The organism is Ferruginibacter profundus, from assembly GCF_054783275.1.
Genome location: NZ_BAAGQW010000004.1, coordinates 23,549 through 49,083, shown reverse-complemented (window position 1 = coordinate 49,083; position 25,535 = coordinate 23,549). Strand labels below are relative to the sequence as shown.

General features: G+C 39.6%; 14 protein-coding genes. 9 read left to right on the top strand and 5 right to left on the bottom strand.

Features of this window, described 5'->3' with window-relative positions:
* Position 1 precedes the first annotated feature (1 nt).
* From ACYVM0_RS26425 to nifJ, 9 genes are all read left to right on the top strand, one after another.
* Positions 2 to 2,392 carry an ABC transporter permease gene (locus tag ACYVM0_RS26425; protein ID WP_460562403.1) on the top strand — a complete coding sequence of 797 codons (2,391 nt, stop codon included), beginning with the start codon at positions 2 to 4 and terminating at the stop codon, positions 2,390 to 2,392.
* Positions 2,393 to 2,402: 10 nt separating this feature from the next.
* Entirely contained in the window at positions 2,403 to 4,889 is a 2,487-nt protein-coding gene (locus ACYVM0_RS26420; protein ID WP_460562401.1) for an ABC transporter permease, read from the top strand.
* A 77-nt stretch (positions 4,890 to 4,966) separates the two neighbouring features.
* Positions 4,967 to 7,360, top strand: a complete 2,394-nt coding sequence (locus tag ACYVM0_RS26415) for an ABC transporter permease (RefSeq protein ID WP_460562399.1) — start codon at positions 4,967 to 4,969, stop codon at positions 7,358 to 7,360.
* An 11-nt stretch (positions 7,361 to 7,371) separates the two neighbouring features.
* Positions 7,372 to 9,837, top strand: coding sequence for an ADOP family protein (locus tag ACYVM0_RS26410; protein ID WP_460562397.1), 2,466 nt, complete (start codon positions 7,372 to 7,374; stop codon positions 9,835 to 9,837).
* Positions 9,838 to 9,848: 11 nt separating this feature from the next.
* The gene (locus ACYVM0_RS26405) at positions 9,849 to 12,197 is read left to right on the top strand and encodes an ABC transporter permease (RefSeq protein ID WP_460562395.1); all 2,349 of its coding nucleotides are present in this window, start codon (positions 9,849 to 9,851) and stop codon (positions 12,195 to 12,197) included.
* 10 nt (positions 12,198 to 12,207) lie between these two features.
* Positions 12,208 to 14,634 (top strand): ABC transporter permease, encoded by a 2,427-nt coding sequence (locus ACYVM0_RS26400; protein ID WP_460562393.1) that lies wholly within the window; start codon positions 12,208 to 12,210, stop codon positions 14,632 to 14,634.
* 16 nt (positions 14,635 to 14,650) lie between these two features.
* A complete protein-coding gene (locus tag ACYVM0_RS26395; RefSeq protein ID WP_460562391.1) occupies positions 14,651 to 15,328 on the top strand; it encodes an ABC transporter ATP-binding protein in 678 nt (225 codons plus the stop codon).
* 42 nt (positions 15,329 to 15,370) lie between these two features.
* Positions 15,371 to 16,783, top strand: a complete 1,413-nt coding sequence (locus ACYVM0_RS26390) for a TolC family protein (protein ID WP_460562389.1) — start codon at positions 15,371 to 15,373, stop codon at positions 16,781 to 16,783.
* A 332-nt stretch (positions 16,784 to 17,115) separates the two neighbouring features.
* Complete coding sequence (nifJ, locus tag ACYVM0_RS26385) at positions 17,116 to 20,691, top strand: pyruvate:ferredoxin (flavodoxin) oxidoreductase (protein WP_460562388.1); 3,576 nt, start codon at positions 17,116 to 17,118, stop codon at positions 20,689 to 20,691.
* Positions 20,692 to 20,838: 147 nt separating this feature from the next.
* Here nifJ and ACYVM0_RS26380 read toward each other — a convergent pair whose 3' ends face one another.
* The 5 genes from ACYVM0_RS26380 to ACYVM0_RS26360 all read right to left on the bottom strand — a co-directional run bounded on the left by ACYVM0_RS26380 (position 20,839) and on the right by ACYVM0_RS26360 (position 25,245).
* Positions 20,839 to 21,522, bottom strand: a complete 684-nt coding sequence (locus ACYVM0_RS26380; protein WP_460562386.1) for a class I SAM-dependent methyltransferase — start codon at positions 21,520 to 21,522, stop codon at positions 20,839 to 20,841.
* Positions 21,523 to 21,631: 109 nt separating this feature from the next.
* Positions 21,632 to 22,138, bottom strand: coding sequence for a hypothetical protein (locus ACYVM0_RS26375; RefSeq protein WP_460562384.1), 507 nt, complete (start codon positions 22,136 to 22,138; stop codon positions 21,632 to 21,634).
* Between the two features lie 359 nt (positions 22,139 to 22,497).
* Complete coding sequence (locus ACYVM0_RS26370; RefSeq protein ID WP_460562382.1) at positions 22,498 to 23,661, bottom strand: serine hydrolase domain-containing protein; 1,164 nt, start codon at positions 23,659 to 23,661, stop codon at positions 22,498 to 22,500.
* Positions 23,662 to 23,667: 6 nt separating this feature from the next.
* A complete protein-coding gene (locus ACYVM0_RS26365) occupies positions 23,668 to 24,273 on the bottom strand; it encodes a hypothetical protein (RefSeq protein ID WP_460562380.1) in 606 nt (201 codons plus the stop codon).
* Positions 24,274 to 24,441: 168 nt separating this feature from the next.
* Positions 24,442 to 25,245, bottom strand: a complete 804-nt coding sequence (locus ACYVM0_RS26360) for a LytR/AlgR family response regulator transcription factor (RefSeq protein WP_460562378.1) — start codon at positions 25,243 to 25,245, stop codon at positions 24,442 to 24,444.
* Positions 25,246 to 25,535 lie beyond the last annotated feature (290 nt).

The window sequence follows — 25,535 nt, the reverse complement described above, 5'->3', positions numbered from 1 at the left end:
TATGACCATGATAAAAAATTATGTAAAGATCGCTTTGCGTAACCTGCGTAGTAACAAAATTTATTCTTTAATAAATATTACAGGCCTGTCTGTTGGTATGGCAGTAGCTATTGTTATTGGATTATGGATATGGGATGAATTATCATTTAATAAATGCCATGAGCATTATGATAGCATTGCAATGGTAAAACAAAATCTTACCAATAACGGGGAAACTACTACACAGTCTGCAGTACCTTATCCTTTGGCCGCAGAGTTACGCAATAAATATGGCAGTAATTTTAAGTACGTGGTATTAAGTACCGGCCCGGGCGACCGTATTTTAAGTGCAGGTGAAAAAAAGTTAATGCAGAACAGTATTTATATGGAGCCTGACGGGCCGGAATTATTTACATTGAAAATGATCAAAGGCAGCAGGGCAGGTTTAAAAGAATTATCTTCTGTCATGTTATCGCAGTCTGCAGCCAAAGCTTATTTTGGAGATGAAGACCCGATGAATAAGCCAATGAAAATTGATAACCGCATAGATGTGCAGGTAACGGGAGTGTATGAAGACCTGCCACAAAACTCTATGCTGGCCGGCATGCAGTTTATTGCACCATGGCAATTATTTTTTAATAATTTTGAATGGATACGAACTGCCAAAGAACCATGGCGGCCTAATGCATTTAATATTTTTACCCAGTTAGCAGATAATACAGATGTGGTGAGTGTATCTGCAAAAATAAAAGACGCCAAGTTCAACAACGTTAGTAAAGAACTGCAAAAAAAGAAGCCGGAGATATTTTTAATGCCGATGAGCAAATGGCATTTGTATGCCGATTTTAAAAACGGTGTAAACGTTGGCGGTAGTATTAAATACGTATGGATGTTTGGCATAATTGGCGTGTTTGTATTGTTGCTGGCCTGCATCAACTTTATGAACCTGAGTACGGCAAGAAGTGAAAAGCGTGCCAAGGAAGTGGGCATACGCAAAGCCATTGGTTCTTTACGGGGCCAGCTCATCTACCAGTTTTTTATGGAATCGATGGTGATGGTCTTCTTATCTTTTCTAATTTCCATCATATTAGCATTACTTGTTCTGCCTTTCTTCAATAGTATTTCCGGGAAAAATATGGCTATTCTGTGGACCAATATTTACTTCTGGCTGATGGGTATTGGCTTTACGCTCTTTACCGGCATTATCGCAGGAAGTTATCCTGCATTATACCTTTCTTCTTTTCAGCCGGTAAAAATATTAAAAGGAACATTTAAAGCTGGCCGCCTGGCTGCACTGCCCCGCAGGGTTTTGGTAGTAATGCAATTTTCTATTTCAGTAGCCATGATTATCGGTACGCTGATCGTTTTCCGGCAGATACAATTTACTAAAAACAGGCCGTTGGGTTTTACCAATAATGGCATCGTTACACTACCGATGAACACTTCCGAAATTCACGATCATTTTGAAGCCGTAAAAACGGAGCTGGAAAAAACAGGCGCAGTTGTAGCAGTTGCAGAATCAGGAAGTCCGCTTACCGGCATATGGTCATCAACAAGCGGCATCAGCTGGCAGGGGAAAGACCCCAATCTTGCGGTTGATTTTTTAGCCGAACCGATATCCATGGATTATCCTAAATTAATTGGCTGGCAGCTGGCTGCCGGCAGAAATTTTTCAAAAGATTTTCCTTCAGACTCCGCTGCAGTAATATTAAACGAAGCGGCTGTAAAATTTATGGGCCTGCAAAATCCGGTGGGAGAAAATATCAAGTGGTTTGGAGAAACGGTTACCGTTATCGGCGTGTCGAAAGATATGGTGATGTCATCTCCTTACGAATCTGTACGGCCAACTATTTTTACTTTATCCAACGATTACCTGTCTTTTGTTTCGGTAAAATTAAATCCGCAGCAGAGTCCGCATCAATCTCTGGTAGCAATAGAAACAGTATTTAAAAAATTTAATCCCAGCCAACCTTTTACCTATCATTTTTCAGATGAAGAATATGCGAAAAAATTCGGTAGCGAAGAACGTATTGGCAGGCTGGCTGGTTTCTTTGCATTGCTGGCAATTTTCATCAGTTGCCTGGGTTTATTTGGTATGGCATCCTTTATTGCAGAACAACGAACCAAAGAAATCGGGGTAAGAAAAGTGTTGGGTGCTTCTGTATTTACTGTATGGCGTTTATTGTCCAAAGATTTTTTGTTGCTGGTTAGTATTGCTTTATTAATAGCTTTTCCTTTGGCTTATTATTTTATGCACGGCTGGTTACAGGGTTATACTTATCGCACTGCATTATCCTGGTGGATTTTTGCAGCAGCAGGTATGGGTGCGTTAGTCATTACATTAGTTACAATAAGTTTCCAGGCCATTAAAGCTGCCATTGCTAATCCTGTAAAAAGTTTACGAACAGAATAAATCAACTTGTATGTTTAGAAACTACCTTAAACTGGCGTGGAGAAATTTATTTAAAAAGAAAATTTACTCCCTTATCAATTTCACCGGCTTATCGGTAGCGGCAGCATTTACTATACTCATCTTTTTGTATGTGCAGCACGAAAATCAATTTGACCGGTTTCATAAAAATGAAAAGAACCTCTATCGCCTGGAAGTAACTAACATATTCAATTTCGACGGCGAAAGCCCTCAAAAAAATTTCTTTTCCTTTTTATATAAAAGCGACCAGGTTCGTAATAACCTTCGTTTACCAATTCCTTTACCGGAAGCTTTAAAAAATAATTTTCCGGAAATAAAAAGCTTTGTCCGCCTGCAATCCGGGGGGCGAATGGTGGTACGTAGTAATAACCAGAGTTTTAAATTGAATAACCAGGCTGTGGCATTAGCAGAAAATAATTTCTTCTCTGTATTTAGTTTTCCATTGCTAAAAGGTGACGCAACCACTGTACTGCAACAGCCAAATAATATTGTGATTACTGAAAGTGCTGCAAAAAGATATTTTGGAGATGACAACCCGATAGGCAAAACGATTAACCTGGTTATAAGAGATGAAAAGCCTTTTATTGTAACAGGTGTTGCCAAAGATTTTCCTGCCAGCTCCAGTATGCAGTTTGAAATGGTGATTCCTTTACAGGCCAGCCCTGGTTTTGAAAAAAACAGAACAGCCGTAGGGCAGTTTAGTCACCTGGCCATTTTACAATTGCAGGATGGAATAGATGCCAAAGCGTTTGGTGTAAAACTGGATGCTTTTTGCAAAAATTATTTTGCTGCACTTAATAAACCCGGAGACAAAGATGCAAAAGTAATGCATGGCTACCTGCGTCCTTTAGCAGAAGCACATTTTAACAGCAGTGACGGCTGGTTTCATTACACCAACCTGGAAAGGATATTTCAGCTGATCGCTTTAACTATTATCTTATTATTGATTGTATGCATCAATTATGTTTTGCTAACGCTTACCAGTACTGCAGCCCGGTCGCAGGAAGTAGGTATACGCAAAACCATTGGCGCAGAACGTAAACAAATAGTTGCACAGTTTTGGGTAGAAACACAATTGCTGGTAACCATTTCGGTATTGGCAGGATTTGTTATTGCCACTATTGCCATGCCTTTTTTTAACAACCTGGTAGGGGCCAACATCAAAATAGAAAATATTTCAGCAGCATTAATTATCGGCATGCTGCTGGTTTTATCTGTAGTGCTGGGCTTACTGGCCGGTATCTTTCCTGCATTGGCAATAAGCGGTTTAAAACCGTTGAAAATTATGCGTGGGCATGCTACTTACAAATTAAATCCACGGCTTTCAAAAACATTTGTGGTTATTCAATATACTTCCTGTATTGTATTGATCATTTCATCCCTGGTTATTTTCCGGCAGATGAAATTTATGTTGCATAAAGATCTTGGCTTTGACAAAGAACAGGTGGTGGTAATTAAAGCACCTGATTCTTATAATAATCCCAATACAAACCTGATGAAAGAAAGGTTTTATCAATTTGCAGCTAAAGACCCCGGCATTACAAATGTTACCGCAACAACTTTTACTTTTTCTGACGGCTTTAATATGAACAGCCATTTAATTAATGATAAACAGGAAATGGTTTCGGAACTAAGCGTTGATTACAACTATTTTGATTTTAATAAAATTCCGATCATTAAGGGCCGTGCATTTTCACCGGATATGCCTACAGATACTGCAGCTTTTGAAATACCCGTCGCATTAATTGATTCGCAAAGTTCCTCTACCAGTATGGCCATTATTGTAAATGAAACCCTGTACAATATGTTGGGTAAGCCACCAATGGATGAAATTAATAAACCTATGGGTGGCCGCATCATCGGTGTATCAAAGGATTATCATTTTTGGGGACTTACGCAAAAAATAGGGCCGGCCTATCATCTTTGTTCTCCTACGGTAAGTGCATTTTACTGGTGTAAAATAAAGCCCGGCCAGGATATTCCGCAGGTAATGGACAGGATACATACCAACTGGAATGCCATTACCAACAGCGCTCCGTTTGAATTTAATTTTATGGATGAAACGGTGCAACGTTTTTACGAACCATACCAGAAGTGGATGCAAACCATCAATTTATTTTCCTGGATTGCCATATTCGTTTCCTGTTTGGGCTTTTTTGGTTTATCTGGCCTTAATGCTATTAACCGCACCAAAGAAGTAGGTATAAGAAAAATACTGGGCGCCAGCATAACAGAAATTTATATGTTGCTGAATAAAGAATTTATTGTACTGATTGCTGTGGCCATTTTAGTTGCCGTGCCATTGGCTAATTATTTTATGTATTCCTGGTTAGAAAATTTTGCATACAAAATAAAAATAAGCTGGACGATCTATATCATTGGCGCAGGTATAGCACTATTATGTGCCGCTTTTGCAATCGGGTATCATACCATTAAAGCAGCATTATCTAACCCGGTAAAATCATTACGAACCGAGTGAGCGGTAACGGAATCCGACGCAGTCAGGATAAAAAGCCTGCCGGCAGGCAGGTGTAAGAACAGAATAAAAGAACAGACATGATAAAAAATTATTTTAAAGTAGCCTGGAGAAATCTTTTTAAAAGTAAAAGTTCATCCTTCATTAATATTGCCGGTTTGGCAATTGGTATGGCGGTGGCTATGCTCATTGGTTTCTGGATCTATGATGAATTATCCTTTAATCATTACCATAAAAATTACAAACAGATTGCCCGAGTAATGCAAAAGCAAACTGCTAACGGAAATATCTACACGCAAAGGGCACTTCCATTTCCGTTAGGAGAAGAGCTGAAGGCAAAGCACGGCAGCGATTTTAAATATATTGTAATGTCTTCCTGGCAAGGCGGGCATATTCTTAGTATAGGAGATCAGAAAGTATCGCAGGAAGGCGCTTACATGGATGTGGATGCGGCAAAATTGCTGGCCCTTAAAATGCTGAAAGGAACCAACGAAGGGTTGAAGGATATGAACTCGGTTTTATTATCTGCTTCTGCGGCAAAAGCTGTTTTTGGAAATGCAGAACCTATTAACCAGGTAATAAAAATTGATAACCGGCAGGATGTAAAAGTTACGGGTATTTATGAAGACCTGCCTTATAATGATGAATTCAGGGATTTGAAATTTATTGCACCCTGGCAATTATATGTGGCTTCAGAATCCTGGGTAAAAGGTTCTATGAATGAATGGGGCAACAATTCTTTTCAAACCTTCGCAGAAATTGCAGATAATGTTGATTTCAACAGTGTAAACAAACGCATCATCAATACCAAGCTGGATAGAGTACCTGCTGAAGATAAAAAATATAACTCCCTGATATTTCTGCATCCAATGGAAGACTGGCATTTAAGAGATCACTGGGAAAATGGCGTGAATACAGGCGGGCTTATTGATTATGTTTGGTTGTTTTTAATGATCGGCGTTTTTGTATTATTACTCGCCTGTATCAATTTCATGAATTTAAGTACGGCCCGTTCTGAAAAAAGAGCAAAGGAAGTTGGTATCCGCAAAGCGATTGGTTCGGTACGTGGGCAACTGATCGGGCAATTTTTTATAGAGTCATTACTGGTGGTGGCATTTGCATTTTTATTCTCTTTAGTAATTGTACAATTGATATTGCCATGGTTTAATGATATGGCCAATAAAAAAATGTCGATACTATGGCTCAATCCGTTGTTCTGGTTATTGGGTATTGGCTTTGCATTATTTACCGGCATCATTGCCGGCAGTTACCCTGCCTTATACCTCTCTTCTTTTAAACCGGTAAAAGTATTGAAAGGTACTTTTAAAGCCGGCCGCTTTGCGGCCATACCACGTAAGGTACTGGTAGTACTGCAGTTCACCGTTTCCGTTACTTTAATCATCGGTACAATAATTGTGTACCGGCAGATTCAGTTTTCAAAAGACAGGCCGGTGGGTTACGACAGGAATGCACTGATGATGGTGGAAATGAAAACACCGGAGTTTGGAAACAAACTGGATGTGCTGCATAAAGAACTTACCGACAATGGCGCCATTACCCAAATTGCAGAATCATCAAGCCCGGTTACAGGCGTATGGTCTAATAACGGCGGTATCAGCTGGCCCGGTAAAGACCCTAACCAGGATGCAGACTTTGCCACCATCTGGGTATCGCATGATTTTGGAAAAACGGTGGGCTGGCAATTTGTGCAGGGGAGAGATCTTTCAAAAGATTTTGCAACAGACTCTGCTGCTATTGTGGTGAATGAAGCCGCTGTAAAATTTATGAATATTAAAAATCCTGTAGGTACCACGGTTAAATGGGGTGATGATGAACATGCAAAAAATTATACTATTATAGGTGTAATTAAAGATATGCTGATGGAATCGCCTTACGAACCGGTGAAGCAGTCTTTTTATTTATTGGGCAAAAATCCCAACTGGTTAAATCTTAAATTAAACCCCAACAAAAGTGCTGCAGAATCTATTGCTAAAATTGAAGCGGCCTTTAAAAAATATGTACCCAGCGCACCCTTCGATTACAAATTTGCAGATGATGAATACGCTAAAAAGTTTTCAGACGAAGAACGCATTGGAAAACTGGCCGGCTTTTTTACCATGCTGGCTGTTTTGATCAGTTGCTTAGGGTTATTTGGCCTGGCTTCTTTTGTAGCAGCGCAACGCACCAAAGAAATTGGAGTAAGAAAAGTGTTAGGTGCTTCGGTGATTAATGTATGGCAGTTACTGTCGAAAGATTTTGTATGGCTGGTATTAATATCCTGTATTGTTGCAGGGCCGCTGGCCTGGTATTTTTTACACAGCTGGTTGCAGAAGTATACTTACCGTACAGCAATATCATGGTGGGTATTTGCAGCTGCCTTTAGTGGTGCTTTGATCATCACTTTATTAACGGTAAGTTTTCAAAGTATTAAAGCTGCATTAATGAATCCTACAAAAAGTTTAAGAAGCGAATAAAATCAAACATCATGGTTAAAAATTATTTCATCATTGCATTGAGAAATTTCAGGAAGAATAAAATTTTTTCCCTGATCAATATTTCGGGCCTTGCTATTGGCATCAGCGCCGCATTGGTTATTTACCTGCTGGTACAATTTGAATTTAGTTTTGATGTTTTCAGGAAAGACAGTAAAAGGATATACCGTGTGGTAACGGAGATCACTTTTCCCGGCGATGTAAAGTTTAAAAATTCAGGCGTACCCATGCCCATGCCTAAGGCTGTACGCACCGGTCTTACAGGAATAGAAACGGTGACGCATTTTGTAACAGCCGGCGAAACAAAAGTTGTGGTACCCGTTGCCGGCAGTGCCTCACCCGCTGAATTTAAAAAGCAAACAGAAATTATTTATGCCGATGAATTTTATTTTTCAATGCTGGAATCCGATTGGCTGGCGGGCAACAAACAAACAGCCTTAAAAGATCCTTTCCAGGTGGTACTTACCGAAGAAAGGGCTAAATCGTATTTCGGTAATCTTGCCCCCAATGATATTATTGGCAGAACAATTACATACGATGATAGTATTAAAACCACCGTATCCGGCATCATCAAAAATACTGTTGAAAAAGCAACCGACTTTCGTTTTAAAGAATTTATTTCATTAGCTACTGTATTTACCACCGGGCTTAAAAATCATTTTGGCGGCGATGAATGGGGGAATATTAATTCTGTATCGCAATTGTTTGTAAAATTAAAACCCGGTATAAAACCCGAACAGGTAAATGCACAGTTTGCAGCCTTAAGAGAAAAATACAGGAAAAAAGAAGATGGAGATAACGACGATACCAAAAATCATTTACAGCCTTTAGCGGATATACATTTTAATGCAGACTATGAAGCAGGCGCCAGGCAGGCCCACAAACCTACATTGTACGGCCTGCTTGCTGTGGCGGTGTTTTTATTATTGATCGGCTGTATTAATTTCATCAACCTTACTACGGCACAGGCAGCACAAAGAGCAAAAGAAATTGGTATCAGGAAAACTTTGGGCAGTGGAAAGAAAGAACTCATCTTTCAATTCTTAACCGAAACATTTTTTCTTACCGTAATTGCAGCAATACTTTCTATTGTAATTACACCATGGTTACTGAAAGTATTCAGCGATTTTTTACCACCGGAAATAAATTTTTCTTCCATTAACCAGTTGCATGTATGGGTATTTCTTACCGGCCTTGTTGTGGTAATGACTTTATGTTCCGGGTTTTATCCTGCAATGGTACTAACCAGATTTAAACCGGTGGCAGTTTTAAAAAATCAATTGAATGCCGGTACGGCACAAAGCAGGAAAGCCTGGTTTAGAAAATCGCTTACCGTAACACAATTTGTAATTGCCCAATTTTTAGTAATTGCAACATTAGTGGTAAGCAAGCAAATTAATTTTTCGCTGAATAAAGATCTGGGGTATAAAAAAGATGCGATCGTTAATTTCAATACACCATGGAATTTTTTCTCTGCCAAAGAAGATAACCGTCGTTTTGTTTTACTGGAAAAATTAAAAGCGATACCAGGTATTGAAAAAGTAAGCCTTGCCAGTGCGGCCCCGGCTCACGGTGGTGCTTCTTCTACCACGTTAAAGGTAAACAACGGAAAAAAAGATATTGAGATGATGGTGGAAGTGGTACAGGCCGACCCGGATTATTTTGATATTTATAAAATGAAACTGAAGGCAGGAAAATTTCCCGAACAAAGTGATACCACAAAAGAATACCTGGTTAACGAAAGCTATGCTAAAGAATTAGGTTTTACCAATGTGGGTGATGTAGTAGGCAGGTTTGTTGAAAGAAGAAATGCCAGGATTCCTATTGTAGGTGTATTGGCAGATTTTAATACCAAATCTACCCACGCCGGTATTGGCCCTTTGGCTTACTCCAGTAACAAAAAAAACAGTTATAGTATTCATGTGGCATTAAAACCACAGGATGGAGTACCCGGCTTATGGAAAACCACTTTGGAAAAAATGGAGAAAGAATATAAACAACTGTATCCCGAAGATGACTTTAATTACGAGTTTTTTGATGCTACCATTGCAGCATTTTATAAAAAAGAACAGGATATTTCAAGATTGCTCAACTGGTCTTCGGCACTTTGTATTTTTATCAGTTGCCTGGGTTTATTAGGTTTGGTGATCTATACCACCAATACAAGAACCAAAGAGATCGGTGTAAGAAAAGTATTGGGTGCATCGGTATTGCAGATCGTTTCTTTACTATCCAGAGATTTGTTATCATTAGTGCTGATAGCATTTGTAATTGCATCGCCACTGGCATGGATGGCAATGCATCAATGGCTGCAGGATTTTGTATACCGTACCAATATCAGCTGGTGGGTATTTGCAGCATGCGGCGCCGGTATGTTATTGATTGCAGTGGTACTGTTAGCCATACGCACTATAAAAGCGGCATTGGCAAATCCTGTAAAAAGTTTACGAACAGAATAAAAAATACCGGGATGATAAAAAATTATTTTAAAACGGCGTGGAGAAACCTGGTTAAACACAAACTGTTCTCCTTTATAAATATAGCGGGCCTTGGCCTGGCTATACCTTTTGCCTTGCTGTGTTTAATACAGGTAGTGGCTGTATTTGAAACGGATAATTTTCACCCCCACCCCGAAAGAACTTACAGGATCATTACAGATATGAAAGCAGCTAACGGCTCTTTTGTAAAATCTGCTACTTCGCCATTATCGCTGGCAGATGATATTAAAACAAATTACCCCTTTGTAGAAAAGGCTACACCCGTAGTAAGGCAATATGGATGGGGACTTACCAACAGGATAAAAACCATTAACGTAAACAGCATTTATGTGGAGCCTGCTTTCTTCGACATATTTGCTTTTCCGCTGGAGAAAGGTGCATTTTCCAATATGCCCAATACATTGGTAATAACACACGACATGGCAACCATATTTTTTGGTACTGCAGATGTGGTGGGTAAAACATTATCGCATCACGACTATGGTGATTTTATCATTACCGGTGTATTAAAACCCTATAAGCGCAATACACATTTCCGCAGCGATGTAATGGTATCGATGGAAACGTACAAACACATTGCAAAAGAAAATACAAATAAAGACCTTACAGCATATACCTATCTTTTGCTGAAACCCAATGCGGGAGAAAAGAACCTGGATGCTGCGTTGCTGGCAGTTGCAGCAAAAACAAACAACACCATTAAAACCGGTGAATCAACACTCCATTATCGCAGGCAGGCGTTGGAAAAAATATCACCGGATTTTGAAGACCTGCAAAACAATGCTTATGTGGAAGACTACCAGGATGTGGCCGTGAACCTGTTAATGGCCATAGCAATTATTGTAATGGCAGGGTTTAACTATACTAATCTTACACTGGCACGCTCATTAAGCAGGGCAAAAGAAGTGGGTATCCGTAAAGTAACCGGAGCGCTGCGTTACCAGCTGGTGATACAATTTATTTGTGAAGCTGTTCTTATTGCAATGCTTTCACTGGCGGCAGGGTTTGTTATTTTAAAAATCATGCAGCAGTACATACACATGCAATGGATAACATGGGAGGTGGATAATACTATTCTTTTGTGGACGGTATTTATATTGTTCACCCTGCTTACAGGAACTATCGCAGGCGCTATACCGGCAAGAATACTTTCTGCCTTTAAACCGGTAAAGGTTTTAAAAGGTACTATAAGCCCTGCTTCATTTGGTAAAACCGGGTTCAGGAAGAGCCTGGTGGTAGTGCAGTTTGTTGCCACCTGCTGCTATGTTTTTTTTATCGGCAGTTTTTACAGCCAGTTTCAGTACATGGCAACCGACAATAAAAATTTTAACAGGAAAAATATTTATAACATTTCTGTAAATGAAGGGTACAGGTTATTGCAAAATGATATGGCGTTGAATAAAGATGTGGAACGGGTGGGTTTAGTATCAACACCATTTGGCGGCACCAGTGCTGTATGCCATATTAAAAAAGATGGTACAGGGCAAAACAACGCTGCCAGCTATTATGCTGCCAATGCCGATTTTATCAGCAATATGCAATTACAATTTGTAGCAGGTAAAAATTTGCCGCAAAGCAATAGTGATTCCGCAGGCAACTTTGTGGTGCTGAACGAACAGGCGCTGTATACTTTAGGGCTTGGTACAGCGCAGGAAGCAATAGGTAAATCAATTATTCTGAACAATGATAAAACCGCTATTGTACAAGGAGTGGTTAAAAATTTCTGCTATTACATTTACCAGTTTAATACACAACCCCTGGTGATGCAACACAATCCGGCACAGTTTCATGTGCTGAGTATCAAAACAAAAAAACAGGTACCGGCTGCTGATTTTAAAGCTTCACTGGAGCCGGTATGGAAAAAGTACTATCCCCATGAAGCTTTTGCTTTTAGTGATTATGAAAAAGATATGTACGACAGGTACTACCCCGGCGCAGACATGCAGTTTTTAGGAATGGTGAGTTTTGTAATATTTGTAATTGCAATACTTGGATTGATTGGAATGGTTACCTACAGCACAGAAAAAAGAGTAAAGGAAATTGGTATACGAAAAGTGATGGGAGCTTCGGTAAATGCTATTATTAAAGAACTGTCCGGTGGTTTTGTAAAATTGATGGCCATTGCTGCTGCCATATGTATTCCTTTTGGTTATGGCATAGCCTGGTTTTCCAACAATATGTTTGCCTTTAATAACGGCATTAATATAAAACTGATGCTGCTATTATTTTTCCTGGTGTTTATTATTGCGTTACTAACCATTATTATTAATACAGGAAAAGCTGCTATGGTTAATCCTGTAAAAAGTTTGCGAACAGAATAAAAATACCGGTATGATAAAAAATTATTTTAAACTGGCCTGGCGTAATCTCAGAAAGAATAAAAGTTTTTCTTTCATTAACATCGTAGGCCTTTCTGTGGGTATTGCTTTTGTAATGCTGATTGGTGCTTATATCTACAGCGAAATAAATGTGAATGCGGATATTAAAAATAACGACCGCATTTACATGGTGCAGAGCAAATGGAAAGATCCGAATATGGGGTATGATTTTGCAACACTGGCCCCGTTGGCAAAAGCATTAAAAGAAAATTACCCCGGTTTAGTAGACAATTATTATCACCATGATGGTATTACTTCTATTGTTTCAAAAGGCGATAAAAAATTCAGTGAAGGATTACAGGTAGGTGATGCCGGCATGCTGGATATGTTTGGTTTTCCTTTATTGTATGGCGATGCAAAAACAGCTTTAAATAAACCTGATGCTGTAGCCATTACCGCAGCAATAGCAAAAAAATATTTTGGTAAAACAGATGTGTTGGGGCAAACCCTGACCATTCAATCTTTTTCCGGCAGCAAACAGGATTTTGAAATTACTGCTGTACTGAAAGATCCGCCAATGAATACCATTACCAATTGGGGCAATGGTATCAATAAAGGAGAAAATCAATTCTTTTTACCGGCTGCCAGCCTGCGTTTTTTTGGAAGGGATGCCGCTTTTGAAGCCTGGCAGAACGCCTTTATCATCAGTTATGTTGAATTAAAAAAAGGAGCCACCGTTGCAAGCCTTCAGCAACCGGTAAAGCAATTAATGCAATTGAATGTAGCGCCTGATGTGCAAAAAAACCTGGAGGTATTTTTTACACCGGTAAAAGAGTATTACCTCAGATCAAACAATGGTATTGCTAACCGCCTCATTTTTACATTAGGTTTTGTGGCAGCATTTATTTTACTGATGGCGATCATCAATTTTGTAAATATATCGGTAGGCAGTTCTGTTTCAAGATTAAAAGAAATTGGTGTAAGAAAAGTAATGGGCAGTACAAGAATGCAACTGATCATACAGTTTCTTTCCGAATCAGTTTTACTGGTGGCTTTTGCGGTTGCGGTATCACTGCTGCTTTATATTGTTGCAAGGCCTTACTTCAGTGATATGCTGGGTAAACCATTACCATTGCTTAATTCTTTTTCCTGGTATTTTATTTTTATACCACTTGCAATTATTGCGGTGGTGGGTATATTGGCAGGCATCTACCCGGCCTTCTTATTATCAAAACAACGTTCTGTTGAATCGCTCAAAGGAAAACTGGAAACGGTAAAAGAAAAAATTGCTTTCCGGTATTCATTGATCGGCTTACAATTTATTACGGCTATTGTTGTATTTGTTGCGGCCATTACTATCAACAAACAGGTAAGTTATTTTTTCAGTAAAGACCTGGGCTATAAAAAAGACCAGGTGATCACCGCAAAAGTACCACGTGACTGGACGCCGCAGGGTGTGCAACACATGGCTACCATAAGGAATGAATTTGCCACTTTACCTGAAGTGGAAGCAGCCTCTTTTTCTTTTGAAATTCCTGATGGTGCCAGTGCAAGTATGAACAATACTTTATACAAAGCCGCACAGGACTCTTCGCAAGGCATAATTGCAGAATCATTATTTACAGATGAAAAATATATTGCTACCTATAAAATACCTGTAGCAGCCGGAAAATTTTTTAATGCCAATGGAGGAGCGCCGGACTCCACATCTGTCGTGATCAATGAAAGTGCAGTTAAAGGCCTTGGCTGGAAAGATGCCGGCGCTGCAATTGGCCAGCAAATAAAATTCCAGGGCAACCCCGGCACATTTACTGTAGGCGGCGTGGTAAAAGATTTTCACTTTGGTCCATTGCAGGAAGCGATACGCCCCATGTATTTTATTCATGTTTCCAATGCACCGTTATTCAGGTACCTGTCTTTTAAAATAAAGCCCGGCAATACCAGTGCTGCCATTGCAGCCATACAAAAAAAATGGTCGGTGCTATTGCCCGATGCACCTTTTGCCTATACTTTTATGGATGATACATTGGCCAGGTTATACAGTATGGAAGTGCAGATGAAAAAAGCAGCAACTGCAGCAACTGTTATTGCATTGCTGATTGTGTTATTGGGTGTGCTGGGTATTGTAACACAAAGTATCAGTAAAAGAACAAAGGAAGTTGGTATCAGGAAAGTATTGGGTGCCTCTGTGGTGCAGGTGATACTTTTGTTTGCAAAAGAATTTTCTGTTATTATCATTGCTGCCAATATTATTGCATGGCCTGTAGCGTATTTTGCCTTGCGTAACTGGTTAAATAATTATGCATACCGTATCAACCTTACCTTCTTCCCATTCCTTATGGTGGGTTTGGTACTGTTGTTATTGGTAGCATTACTCATTGCTGTTAAAACAATCAGAACAGCTTTAATGAATCCGGTAAAAAGTCTCCGTACAGAATAAAATAAAAACAAAAACTATGTTATTAAATCTTAAGAAAATTTTTAAATGGGTTAACGTTGGCGGTGCCAGGGTATTTTTATTAAAAGACATTAACCTCGAAGTGCAGGAAGGAGAATTTATTTCTATCATGGGCCCATCAGGTTCGGGCAAATCAACTTTACTGAATGTAATTGGTATGCTGGATGGATTTGATGAAGGTGAATATGATTTTTTGCACGAAGGCGTACATAAGCTGAAAGAAAAACAACGGGCACAATTGTACAAACAATATATCGGCTTTGTATTTCAGCAATATCATTTAATTGATGAATTAACCGTGTATGAAAATATTGAAACACCATTGATTTACCAGGATTTAAAATCATCCGAAAGAAAAGCCATGGTAGCCGATATGCTCGACCGTTTTAATATTGTGGGTAAGAAAGATCTTTTTCCCACTCAATTATCAGGCGGGCAACAGCAACTGGTGGGTATTGCCAGGGCATTAATTGCAAAACCCAAATTATTACTGGCCGATGAACCTACCGGTAACCTCAACTCCAGACAAGGAGAAGAGATCATGGAATTATTTAAGCAACTCAACAGCGAAGGTGTTACCATTATACAGGTAACGCACTCCGAAAAAAATGCCACTTATGGTTCAAGGATCATCAACCTTTTAGATGGCAGAATGGAAAATGAACAAACAACATAAAAAAAAATACAATTAAGAACAGCGATCAAAAAAATTACAAACATGCGAATCAGATTATTAAGTGCGGCCCTTTTATTTTTTTCTATAAGCGTTACAGCACAGAGCAACAAGATGACTTTACAACAATGCATTGATACTGCGTTGAAAAATAATATACAGGTAAAGCAAAGCGGCCTGCAGGCAGATGCAGCCGGTGTAAACCTTAAACAGGCAAAGTATAACCTGTTGCCCGATTTAAATGGCGGCTTTGGTTACGGCTTAAACCAGGGTCGCAACGTAGATCCATTGACGAACAATTATATCAACCAGCAATTAAGCTCATCCAATGTAAGCCTGAGCAGCGGTATAGTATTGTTTAATGGTATGCGTTTGCAAAACCTGATCAAACAAAACAGTTATACACAGGGTGCCATGCAAATGGACCTGCAACAAACAAAAGATAATCTTACTTTAAATGTGATACTGAATTACCTGCAGGTATTAAGTAATGAAGACGTACTGGAAACCAGTAAGGCCCAGGCAGAGGTAACAAAAAAACAAGTAGAGCGGATGGAGATACTGGTAAAGGAAGGGGCTTCTGCCAACTACCTGCTGGCCGACCTTAAAGGGCAACTGGCCAACGAACAGATTGCCATCATCAACGGGGCCAATGCATTGCAACAGGCAAAATTAAGTTTGTGCCAGCTGATGAATAAAGAATACAACAGCGAACTGCAATTGGAAAAAGCAGATGCCAACCTGCAGGCAACGCAATATGCTAACAATGCAGGAGAAGTATACCAGTCTTCGCTGCAAAATTTTGCATTGATAAAAGCCAATAACTTAAAAGTAAAAAGTGCAGAAAAAGCAATTGGTGTTTCCAGGGCAGGATTTTTTCCGAGAATAACACTCAATGGTAACTTAGGCAGCAATTACTCCAGCCTGGCCCAGTCTTTAACCGCAACCAACGTTACCGAGGTACAAACCGGAAGTTATGTGGTGATCGCCGGTAATCAAAACCCGGTATTAAAGCAACAGCAGAATTACTCATCTTATAAAACAGGCTATGGCAAGCAGCTGAATAATAACCTGGGAACTTATGTGGGTGTAAGTATGCAGATCCCTCTGTTCAATGCTTTTCAAACTAAAAACAATGTGAAGCTGGCCAATATCAATTATAAAAATACACAGCTGGAATCGGATAATGCAAAATTGCAGTTGAGGCAAAATATTGAGCAGGCACATTTAAACATGACAGCCGCTTATGACAGGTATAAAGTGTTATCAGAGCAGGTACTAAACTTTGAAGAATCTTTCCGTGCAGCGGAAGTAAGATTTAATAACGGCGTCATTAATTCTGCGGAATACCTGATCAGTAAAAATAATTTAGACCGTACAAAGATCAGCCTTGCACAGGCTAAATATGAATATAATTTCCGTACCAGGGTATTGGATTATTATAAAGGAAGTAAATAAGGGCACTGTCAGTCCCGGTAATTACCAGGATTGTAACAGCCGGCTTGCTGCATAGAAGATGCTTCTTTTCTGCTTCGTGCCTTAGAGGCAAACTCTTTTCGCAGCAAAGCAGGGAAAAAATCTTACTATCATTTACAAACAGCTTAAATCACTTTATTAGTGCCTTAAGCTGACAACCTGTAAACTATTCAGCTAACAAAAACCAAAACAAAATACGGCGCTTAGGTACACCGGCACTGCATATAAATCAGCCCGGCAACTGATATTAGTCACTTTTTTAAAAGGCAGCAGGTTCTAATTTGTGTCTTATAAATCTAACAAATTATCAGTTTATGGAAAGTACTATTGAGCAAAGCAAACCAACAGGTGTTGCTGCAAAAAAAACTTCCTCCGTTGCTATTATAGATGGTAACGAAGCAGCCGTGCATATTGCTTATAAAACAAGTGAAGTATGCGCTATCTATCCCATTACACCTTCTTCGGCCATGGGCGAATTTGCCGATGAATGGAGTAGCGATAACAAAGAAAACATTTTTGGGGAAGTACCCAAGATAATAGAAATGCAAAGCGAAGCAGGAGCGGCCGGTGCTATACACGGCGCACTGCAGGGTGGCGCATTGGCTTCAACGTTTACTTGCTCCCAGGGGTTATTATTAATGATCCCCAACATGTACAAAATTGCCGGTGAACTAACACCTACCGTATTTCACATTGCCGCCAGGGCCCTTGCTACTCATGCGTTGTCAATCTTTGGCGATCATAGTGATGTAATGGCGGTGCGGTCCACCGGCTTTGCCATGTTGTTTGGCAACAGCCCGCAGGAAGCGCATGATATGGCCATGATAGCCACCGCAGCTACGCTCAATTCCAGTATTCCTTTCCTTAACATCTTTGATGGTTTCCGTACTTCACACGAATTAAATGAAGTAAATATCATTCCGGATGATATCATTAAACAAATGATCAGTACAGAAGCGGTTGCCCGGCACCGTAACCGTGCCTTAAATCCTGAAAATCCTTTTATCCGGGGTACCGCACAAAATCCTGATGTGTATTTCCAGAGCCGTGAGGCCTGCAACGAATACCACTGGAAAGTGCCCGGTATAGTAGAAGCCGCCATGCAGCAATTTGAACAACTTACCGGCCGTGCCTATAAATTATTTGAATATTATGGCCACCCCGAAGCAGAAAATATCATCATCATCATGGGCTCAGGCTCAGGTGCAGTAGAAGAAACCGTAGATTACCTTAATAGTAAAGATGAAAAAACCGGTTACCTTAAAGTACACCTGTACAGGCCATTCTCTGTAAAACATTTTATTAATGCTTTGCCCCAAACTGTAAAACACATTGCCGTACTGGACCGTTGTAAAGATACCGGCGCTATTGGCGAACCTTTATATGCAGATGTGATCAGCGCTATACATGCCGGCTGGGAATATGCCACACCAAGAATCATAGGTGGCCGTTACGGTTTAGCGTCTAAAGAATTTACTCCTGCAATGGTGATGGCCATATTTGAAGAACTGAATAAAGCCAAACCTAAGAACGGCTTTACCGTTGGTATTGAAGATGATGTAACACATACCAGTTTACCATACGATAAAACTTTTTCACTGGAAGACCAGCATTTGTTCCGTGGTTTGTTCTTTGGCCTTGGTGCCGATGGTACCGTGAGTGCCAACAAGAATACCATAAAAATAATTGGCGATGTAACCGACGAGCATGTGCAGGGCTATTTTGTATACGACTCCAAAAAATCGGGTTCGCTCACGGTATCGCATTTGCGTTTCAGTCATAAACCAATTCAATCCACTTATCTTATAAACTCCGCCAACTTTGTTGCCTGCCATCATTTTAATTATTTAGAAAAATATGATATTTTAAAAGATGCACAACATGGCGCTACATTTTTATTGAACGCACCGTTTGCTAATGAAGATGTATGGAGCAACTTACCTAAAACAATCCAGGAAGAGATCATCGAAAAACAATTGAAGCTCTATGTGATCAATGCATCTAAAGTTGCTAAGGAAACCGGCATGGGGTCACGTATCAACTCCATTTTACAAACCTGCTTTTTTGCAATATCCAATGTAATACCAAGAGAAGAAGCGATCAGCTATATTAAAAAAGCCATCCGTAAATCCTATGGAAGAAAAGGCGAAGCAGTGGTGCAGAAGAATTTTGATGCCGTAGATAAAACACTCGAAAACTTATCGCTGATCGATTATACTTTATTTGCTGTTGGCAACAAAGAAACAGTGCCCGCCATTTCGGGTAATGCACCGGATTTTGTACAACAGGTGCTGGCCAGGATTATTGCAGGTGAGGGTGATGAATTACCTGTAAGTGCTTTCCCGGCCGATGGTACCTATCCGTCTGCAACTACCCGCTACGAAAAAAGAAACATTGCCGAACAGGTTCCGGTTTGGGACCCATCGCTTTGTTCCCAGTGCGGTAAATGTTTCTTTGTTTGCCCGCATGCAGCCATCAGGCCAAAAGTGTACAACAACGATCTGTTGGTTGATGCACCGGATTTCTTTAAACACACAGCACCAATCGGTAAAGAGTTTTTTAAAGAAACAGAATCCTATACGTTGCAGGTGGCAGTAGAAGATTGCACCGGTTGTAATCTTTGTGTGGAGGTTTGTCCTATTGAAAGTAAGACCGAACCCGGCCACAAAGCCATCAACATGCAGGAAGTATTGCCATTAAAAGAAACCGAAAAACAAAACTGGGATTTCTTTATCGGCTTACCTGATATCGACAGAACAAGAATTAACCGCAGTACCGTTAAAGGCAGCCAGTTACTGGAACCCTTATTCGAATTTTCAGGCGCCTGCAGTGGTTGCGGAGAAACACCCTACTTAAAATTGCTTACACAGCTATTTGGTGATAGAATGATTGTTGCCAACGCAACAGGTTGCTCCAGTATTTTTGGCGGTAACCTGCCCACCACACCATGGAGCAAAAATGCACAGGGCCTTGGCCCGGCATGGGCTAACTCTTTGTTTGAAGATAATGCAGAGTTTGGTTTAGGTATCAAACTGGCTACTGATATGAAACGTAAATATGCGTTATCATTATTAAAATCTTTACGTGAAGAAGTGGGTGGAGAATTGACCGACGCTATTTTAAATACTGTGGAATCGGATGAGGCTGCCATTATTCAACAACGTAAAAATGTAAATGCATTAAAAGAACAATTAAGGAATATCAATAAACCCGAAGCCGGCTTATTATACCAGGTAGCTGAATTTTTAGAACAAAAATCGATGTGGATCGTTGGTGGTGATGGCTGGGCTTATGATATTGGTTTCAGCGGATTGGATCATGTATTATCTACCGGCGAAAATGTAAACATACTGGTACTGGATACTGAAGTATATTCCAACACCGGCGGACAAAAATCCAAATCTTCACCAATAGGTGCCAGCGCTAAATTTTCTATCAAAGGAAAAACCACCGGTAAAAAAGATCTGGCCATGCAGGCCATTGCACACGGCACCGCATTTGTGGCAGAGATAGCGATGGGTGCTAATGATGTACATGCATTAAAAACCATACTGGAAGCAGAAGCTTATCCGGGCCCATCTATCATCATTGCTTACAGCCATTGCATTGCACACGGCTACGATATGTGCCATGGTTTGGACCAGCAGGAGCTTGCAGTAAAAACCGGATACTGGCCACTGTTCCGTTTTAACCCGATGAAAGAACAAGGCAAACGTTTTGTATTGGATAGTAAAGACCCATCTGTAGCATTAGATGAATTTATGTACCACGAAAATCGTTTTGCAACTATTAAAAATAATGATCCTGAGAGAGCCACTGAATTTTTAGCCCAGGCAAACGAAGGCATAAAACAACGTTGGGAAAGAATACAGGCACTTAAAGCACTATAGTATTTTTTTGATTGCTAACCCGGAAAGGGAATCTTGTAAGAGGTTCCCTTTTTTGTTGGGTTTTATCATTGCAGGTGCCGACGTGTGTAGCCGGGATATTTTAAAATGCCCGGCCCCAATTGCTGCCCTACCAACCCTTGCCATTTTTTAAATAGAATAATAAGAAGTAACAGAATCCTGCCCGGTATAATTGGGGCCATAATTGTCATCCGCTCCAAGGTACTTAACATCAAATTTTACTTCCGCATGTCCAATTCGCTCAAGTACCTTTCGCCTGGAATTATAGACAAAGCCATATTTCTTAAATGAATCTTTTAAATATGAACCGGCACCTTTACCTTGAATTACAATATTGTTTAAGTCAATATTTGCAACAAAAAGGCCATCTGGATGTAATGCACTGATAGCCGTTTCAATTACTTTTAATTTGTCGCCCAGGTAATGTATACCGTGTACACATGTGATCAGGTCATAGGTTTGGCCAGGTATCCAGTCAATTAGCGACGCTGCTACAAACTTTATACAGGTGATGTCAGGGGGTATGATTTGAAAAGTATCCACAAGGTCTATACCGGTTAACGTAACCAGGTCCTGGTTGCCGTACTTTTCAAAATACCTGGCAGTTTGAATAAGTGCATTGCCATGCCCGCAACATAAGTCGAGCCAGGATGCATGGCCCGATTCCTTTACTTTAGAAGCCAGGTATTCTTCCGGCCTGAACTTAAATTCCTGTTCATAGCTGTTGATTCCGCTGGAATTTCTTTCCCTGTTCATTCGGGAGTTTACAACAACAGGAGACCATACCAGTTTATTTTCAGGAAGTAATTTCATTTAGAATGTATGCAATAACCGGTGAATATTATTGTTTGAGAGTTGATCAGCTGGCTGCCGCACTGGTGTAAACCCTTTGTTGACTGTTGGTTTAATTTGCAGAGAAATTTTATCTTTTTAAACTGTCAATTTGAAATATTCCCACAGCGGCTTGTGCATAATTATTATAATACACAACAAGTGATGTTGATGATAATTCCCTGATATAAGTATCAGGAATATTATACCCTGACAAAACAAACGTTGTATCATTAATTCTTCTGTAAATAGTTGTTTCTGATGTGAATGCAGGAGACATACTTCCGGTAAAATTCATAATTGTATCAGCTAAGCCATCCACCTGGATAAAAAAATTGGGTTTATATCTATTAATTTGCCAGATAGTATCGTTCGCAATAGTTAAATAGCTACCTGGCTGATAACTTAGTCTTATTGGTTTAAAATTTTGATTTGGTGAAAAAGCATAACCTGTAGTACTAATATAGTTCCATCTGCCACTTAGTTCAATATTGTTAATTTTACTGTCATTTTTTTTACAGCCGGTAAATACGGAAAAAAATATGGCTATTATTAGAATAAACGGATTTAGTTGCATAGGTTTTTTTACTATTGTCAATTTCTTTTTAAAGTTAACTATTTACGTCTTTAAATGCATTATTAATTTGGTCTTGTTATTTTATATACAGTAACTGATAAATTTACAGCGGAGTAAAATTACAGGTAATGTAAAAGGTGTGGTGTCATTAAGGAATTGACCAACTGCCTGCCTTTAAGGGCAGCTAATGTATCACTAAAAGCTGAAGTTCTGAACTACTGCACGTCAGAATTACGTCAGCCGACACCAAAGGTTCAGCCTGTTTCAGGACGAGACAGCAATTGACTGATGTTACATTGTTAATACCAATTTGTATAAAACCCGATTTTTTACATAGTGTTGTCGTCAGCAGATAGTACAGGCCCGGAATAGGTATAAAATCAGTCTTTTAAAATTATTTCCAAAATCTTGCTCTTAAGTTCATTTACTTTTTTAGTAATTGGCCCGTCTACCAAAGTGCCAATATTTGTGGCAAGGAATACATACACTTTTTTGCGGGGAAAATAATATAAACCACAACCTGCACCTGCACCTGAGCCACCATGCCCATATCCTTCAACACCATTGTATACAACGTGGTATAACCCTAAGCCATAAACGGGTACGCCTTGTTCATCATTTACAAATGTCAGCATCTGGTTTAAAGAACTGTCGGCCAATATTTTTCCTTCCATCAATCCTCTTAAAAAATTTACGGCATCCAGGGGCGTAGCAATTATGCCATCGTCGCCTTTGGCACAGGTAATACTTTGTTGCTGCAATTGAGATACATTTTCTATAATTCCTGTACTGAACCTGTCCATATAGCTGTTTACCAATGAAGGATTTCCTTTAATCTGCCTGTAAAAGGTATTTGCAAGCCCCGTTTGCGCAAGCATTTGCCTTACCCGCTCATCGTGGTTTCCACTAATAGCATCTGCTATCAATGCTAAAACATGATAGTTTGAGTTGGAGTATTCAAATTTACTGCCCGGCGCAAATTGCCGTTTGCTGTTTTTGATATAACTCAAAAACTCTTCACTTGTAAAAAAATGGTCGGGGTGCTGAAGTACATATGTTACATACACCGGGCTTTCCAGATAATCGGGCATACCAGATGTGTGATTCAAAAGATTCCTTACACTCATGGAGGAGGCTTTATCAATATACTGAATGTATTTTTCAGGCAGGTATTGGGTTATTGGGGCATCCAGGTTAATTTTACCTTCTTCATGTAACTTTAAAATAACGGCAGCCAAATATGTTTTGGTAACGCTTTGCAAATACTGCATATGGCAAAGTTGCATGGGTGTTCTTGTTTCAACTTTGGCAAAGCCCATACTTGTTCCCCAATAACCACCTGAGGGTGTGTATATGGCAACGGCAAGCCCGGGAATACCCTGTTGCAAATATTGGTTCATGATTTTTTCCAAAGTATCTTTTTTAGGATAGGTATTACCAATACCACCAGGAAAATCACATTGCGGTGCAACAGTGTCTTGCGTGTATTTTGAACAACCTGGCAGCATTAAAAGGATCGCTATACTCAGTATTAAATTTTTCATGCTTTTTTATTTTTTATTTGATAAATGAACTCTGGTACCAATCTGGAATAAGCTGTTAGTTATAAACGGGACGCTTTTGGCATAATTGGTATTTACCAAAATTTGATAGGTTGCAAATGGGGCCATGTAGGTATGCCGGGAATACTTGTTGTATCCCAGGGAAACACCAACAGGAACTGTGAACAGCCACTTGCCTTTATAGCCAACTGATTTCCACTCCCCATCAATTTGCCGGTAAGATTCTACTGGCCTGTAATTATAGGTAAGGCCAAAACCTGCTTTTAATTCAGAATAAATATTCGATACAATGGTGGGGCGCCACGAAGATTGGGTATACATAAGGATGCCATTACCGGCTTGCTTGTTTCTATACCACGACAATTGAAATTGCTGTGCCCAATTGTGCTTACTGCCCAGGGCAATTTCGGTGCCAATGCCAAAGCCTGCATTTTTAAAGTTTGTCTCCAGATCTTTTAATGGAAAAGCCAAAGAATGGAATTGCACATTCAGTACAATAGGAAAATTGCGGTAAGTTTTTCCGGAATTATTTTGTGCCGCCGCTGTTTGGATAAAGGTGCAGATAAAAAAAAGCCACCCAACACTTTGTTTCATGATTATTATTTTTCAGCAAAACTAAATTGCGTGCCATGCTGAAAGCTAATACTGCAGGCTGTTTTCCGTTGAAGTGTAGCATTTTTCCCGCTAAAATGTACCAACAGGGTGCCGGGCTACCCGGGTGTGCCGTGGAAGGGTAGCATTTTTTCCGTTGAAATGCGCCTGTTAATTTGGTGTAAACCACGATTTGAATTCCGGTGCCTTGGTCCTGCTTACCGGTATAACTGATGGAAGGTGTTCTGCATCCTTCAGGAGTACATTTATTTTCCCGTTCTCCCCTTTTTCAAATCCTGTTACTAACTGGCGGTGTATGATATATTGTCGGTTCAGCCTGAAAAAGGACGATTCAGGCAAGTTTTTTTCAACCTTATCCAGCGAAAAATCAAGAAGATGCTTTTTCTTTTCTACAGTTACTACCACGCTGTAATCCCCGTCAATGTAAAAACCGCCAATTTCTTCAAATGAAACAAGAAGCTCTTTTTTAGGAGTAACTATTTTAAATCCCTCATTTTTTATTTTCCTTTCTTCTTGTATTCTTTGTTCAGATTGTTGCCATTTTTGATGATAATACAGGCCAATGTAAATGCCATTAACAACAAAAAACCAAATGGAAATGATGGGCATATCCTTTGTGTAAAAAGACAATGGTACAGGTTTGGATGTAGCCAGCCAATTTGTAAATTCAGTTAGTATAATTAGGGTTGCGCTTCCGGCAAGTAAGGTAAGTACCAGTTGCACTGCAATACGCTTAACAGGGCTGGCTTCAAATGATATTTTTCTATCCAGCCATAATATAATTACCCTTACCAGTAACCAGGCAATGTAGCCTTGTATGGTATCAATGGAAAATGTTACAAGTAATCTCCATAAAGGATTGAATGTAACATAGGTGAGGTAATAATTAATAATATTTATAAATGGTATCAGCCACAAAAAAAGTTTTGTGTCGTTATATCTGGTTTGCTCCATTGTACAAGGTTTAATAACTAACAGAGCTAAAATTAATCAATTTTTTAAACAACGATTTTGCAGTAACCATTATTAGTAAGGCGCAGTTTGAAAGATAGGCTTTTCAATAAACCGGGCAAACCTCCGTTGAATTTGTTTTGACTATCACAAGCTGTGGTAATAACATAGCACACCACAAGCAACTGCTTTTGCAGGTTGGCAATTATCCCGAATGCTTTCGGAGCGTCTGTCCATAACCGCTGCTGATTAAAACTTCCTGCAGAAATATAAAATTGAAGTTAACAACAAAA

Bases quoted from the DNA above. Each gene is read 5' to 3' on its own strand.
- ACYVM0_RS26425 (WP_460562403.1), top strand. From the start codon at position 2: ATGACCATGATAAAAAATTATGTAAAGATCGCTTTGCGTAACCTGCGT.
- ACYVM0_RS26420 (WP_460562401.1), top strand. From the start codon at position 2,403: ATGTTTAGAAACTACCTTAAACTGGCGTGGAGAAATTTATTTAAAAAG.
- ACYVM0_RS26415 (WP_460562399.1), top strand. From the start codon at position 4,967: ATGATAAAAAATTATTTTAAAGTAGCCTGGAGAAATCTTTTTAAAAGT.
- ACYVM0_RS26410 (WP_460562397.1), top strand. From the start codon at position 7,372: ATGGTTAAAAATTATTTCATCATTGCATTGAGAAATTTCAGGAAGAAT.
- ACYVM0_RS26405 (WP_460562395.1), top strand. From the start codon at position 9,849: ATGATAAAAAATTATTTTAAAACGGCGTGGAGAAACCTGGTTAAACAC.
- ACYVM0_RS26400 (WP_460562393.1), top strand. From the start codon at position 12,208: ATGATAAAAAATTATTTTAAACTGGCCTGGCGTAATCTCAGAAAGAAT.
- ACYVM0_RS26395 (WP_460562391.1), top strand. From the start codon at position 14,651: ATGTTATTAAATCTTAAGAAAATTTTTAAATGGGTTAACGTTGGCGGT.
- ACYVM0_RS26390 (WP_460562389.1), top strand. From the start codon at position 15,371: ATGCGAATCAGATTATTAAGTGCGGCCCTTTTATTTTTTTCTATAAGC.
- nifJ (WP_460562388.1), top strand. From the start codon at position 17,116: ATGGAAAGTACTATTGAGCAAAGCAAACCAACAGGTGTTGCTGCAAAA.
- ACYVM0_RS26380 (WP_460562386.1), bottom strand. From the start codon at position 21,522: ATGAAATTACTTCCTGAAAATAAACTGGTATGGTCTCCTGTTGTTGTA.
- ACYVM0_RS26370 (WP_460562382.1), bottom strand. From the start codon at position 23,661: ATGAAAAATTTAATACTGAGTATAGCGATCCTTTTAATGCTGCCAGGT.
- ACYVM0_RS26365 (WP_460562380.1), bottom strand. From the start codon at position 24,273: ATGAAACAAAGTGTTGGGTGGCTTTTTTTTATCTGCACCTTTATCCAA.
- ACYVM0_RS26360 (WP_460562378.1), bottom strand. From the start codon at position 25,245: ATGGAGCAAACCAGATATAACGACACAAAACTTTTTTTGTGGCTGATA.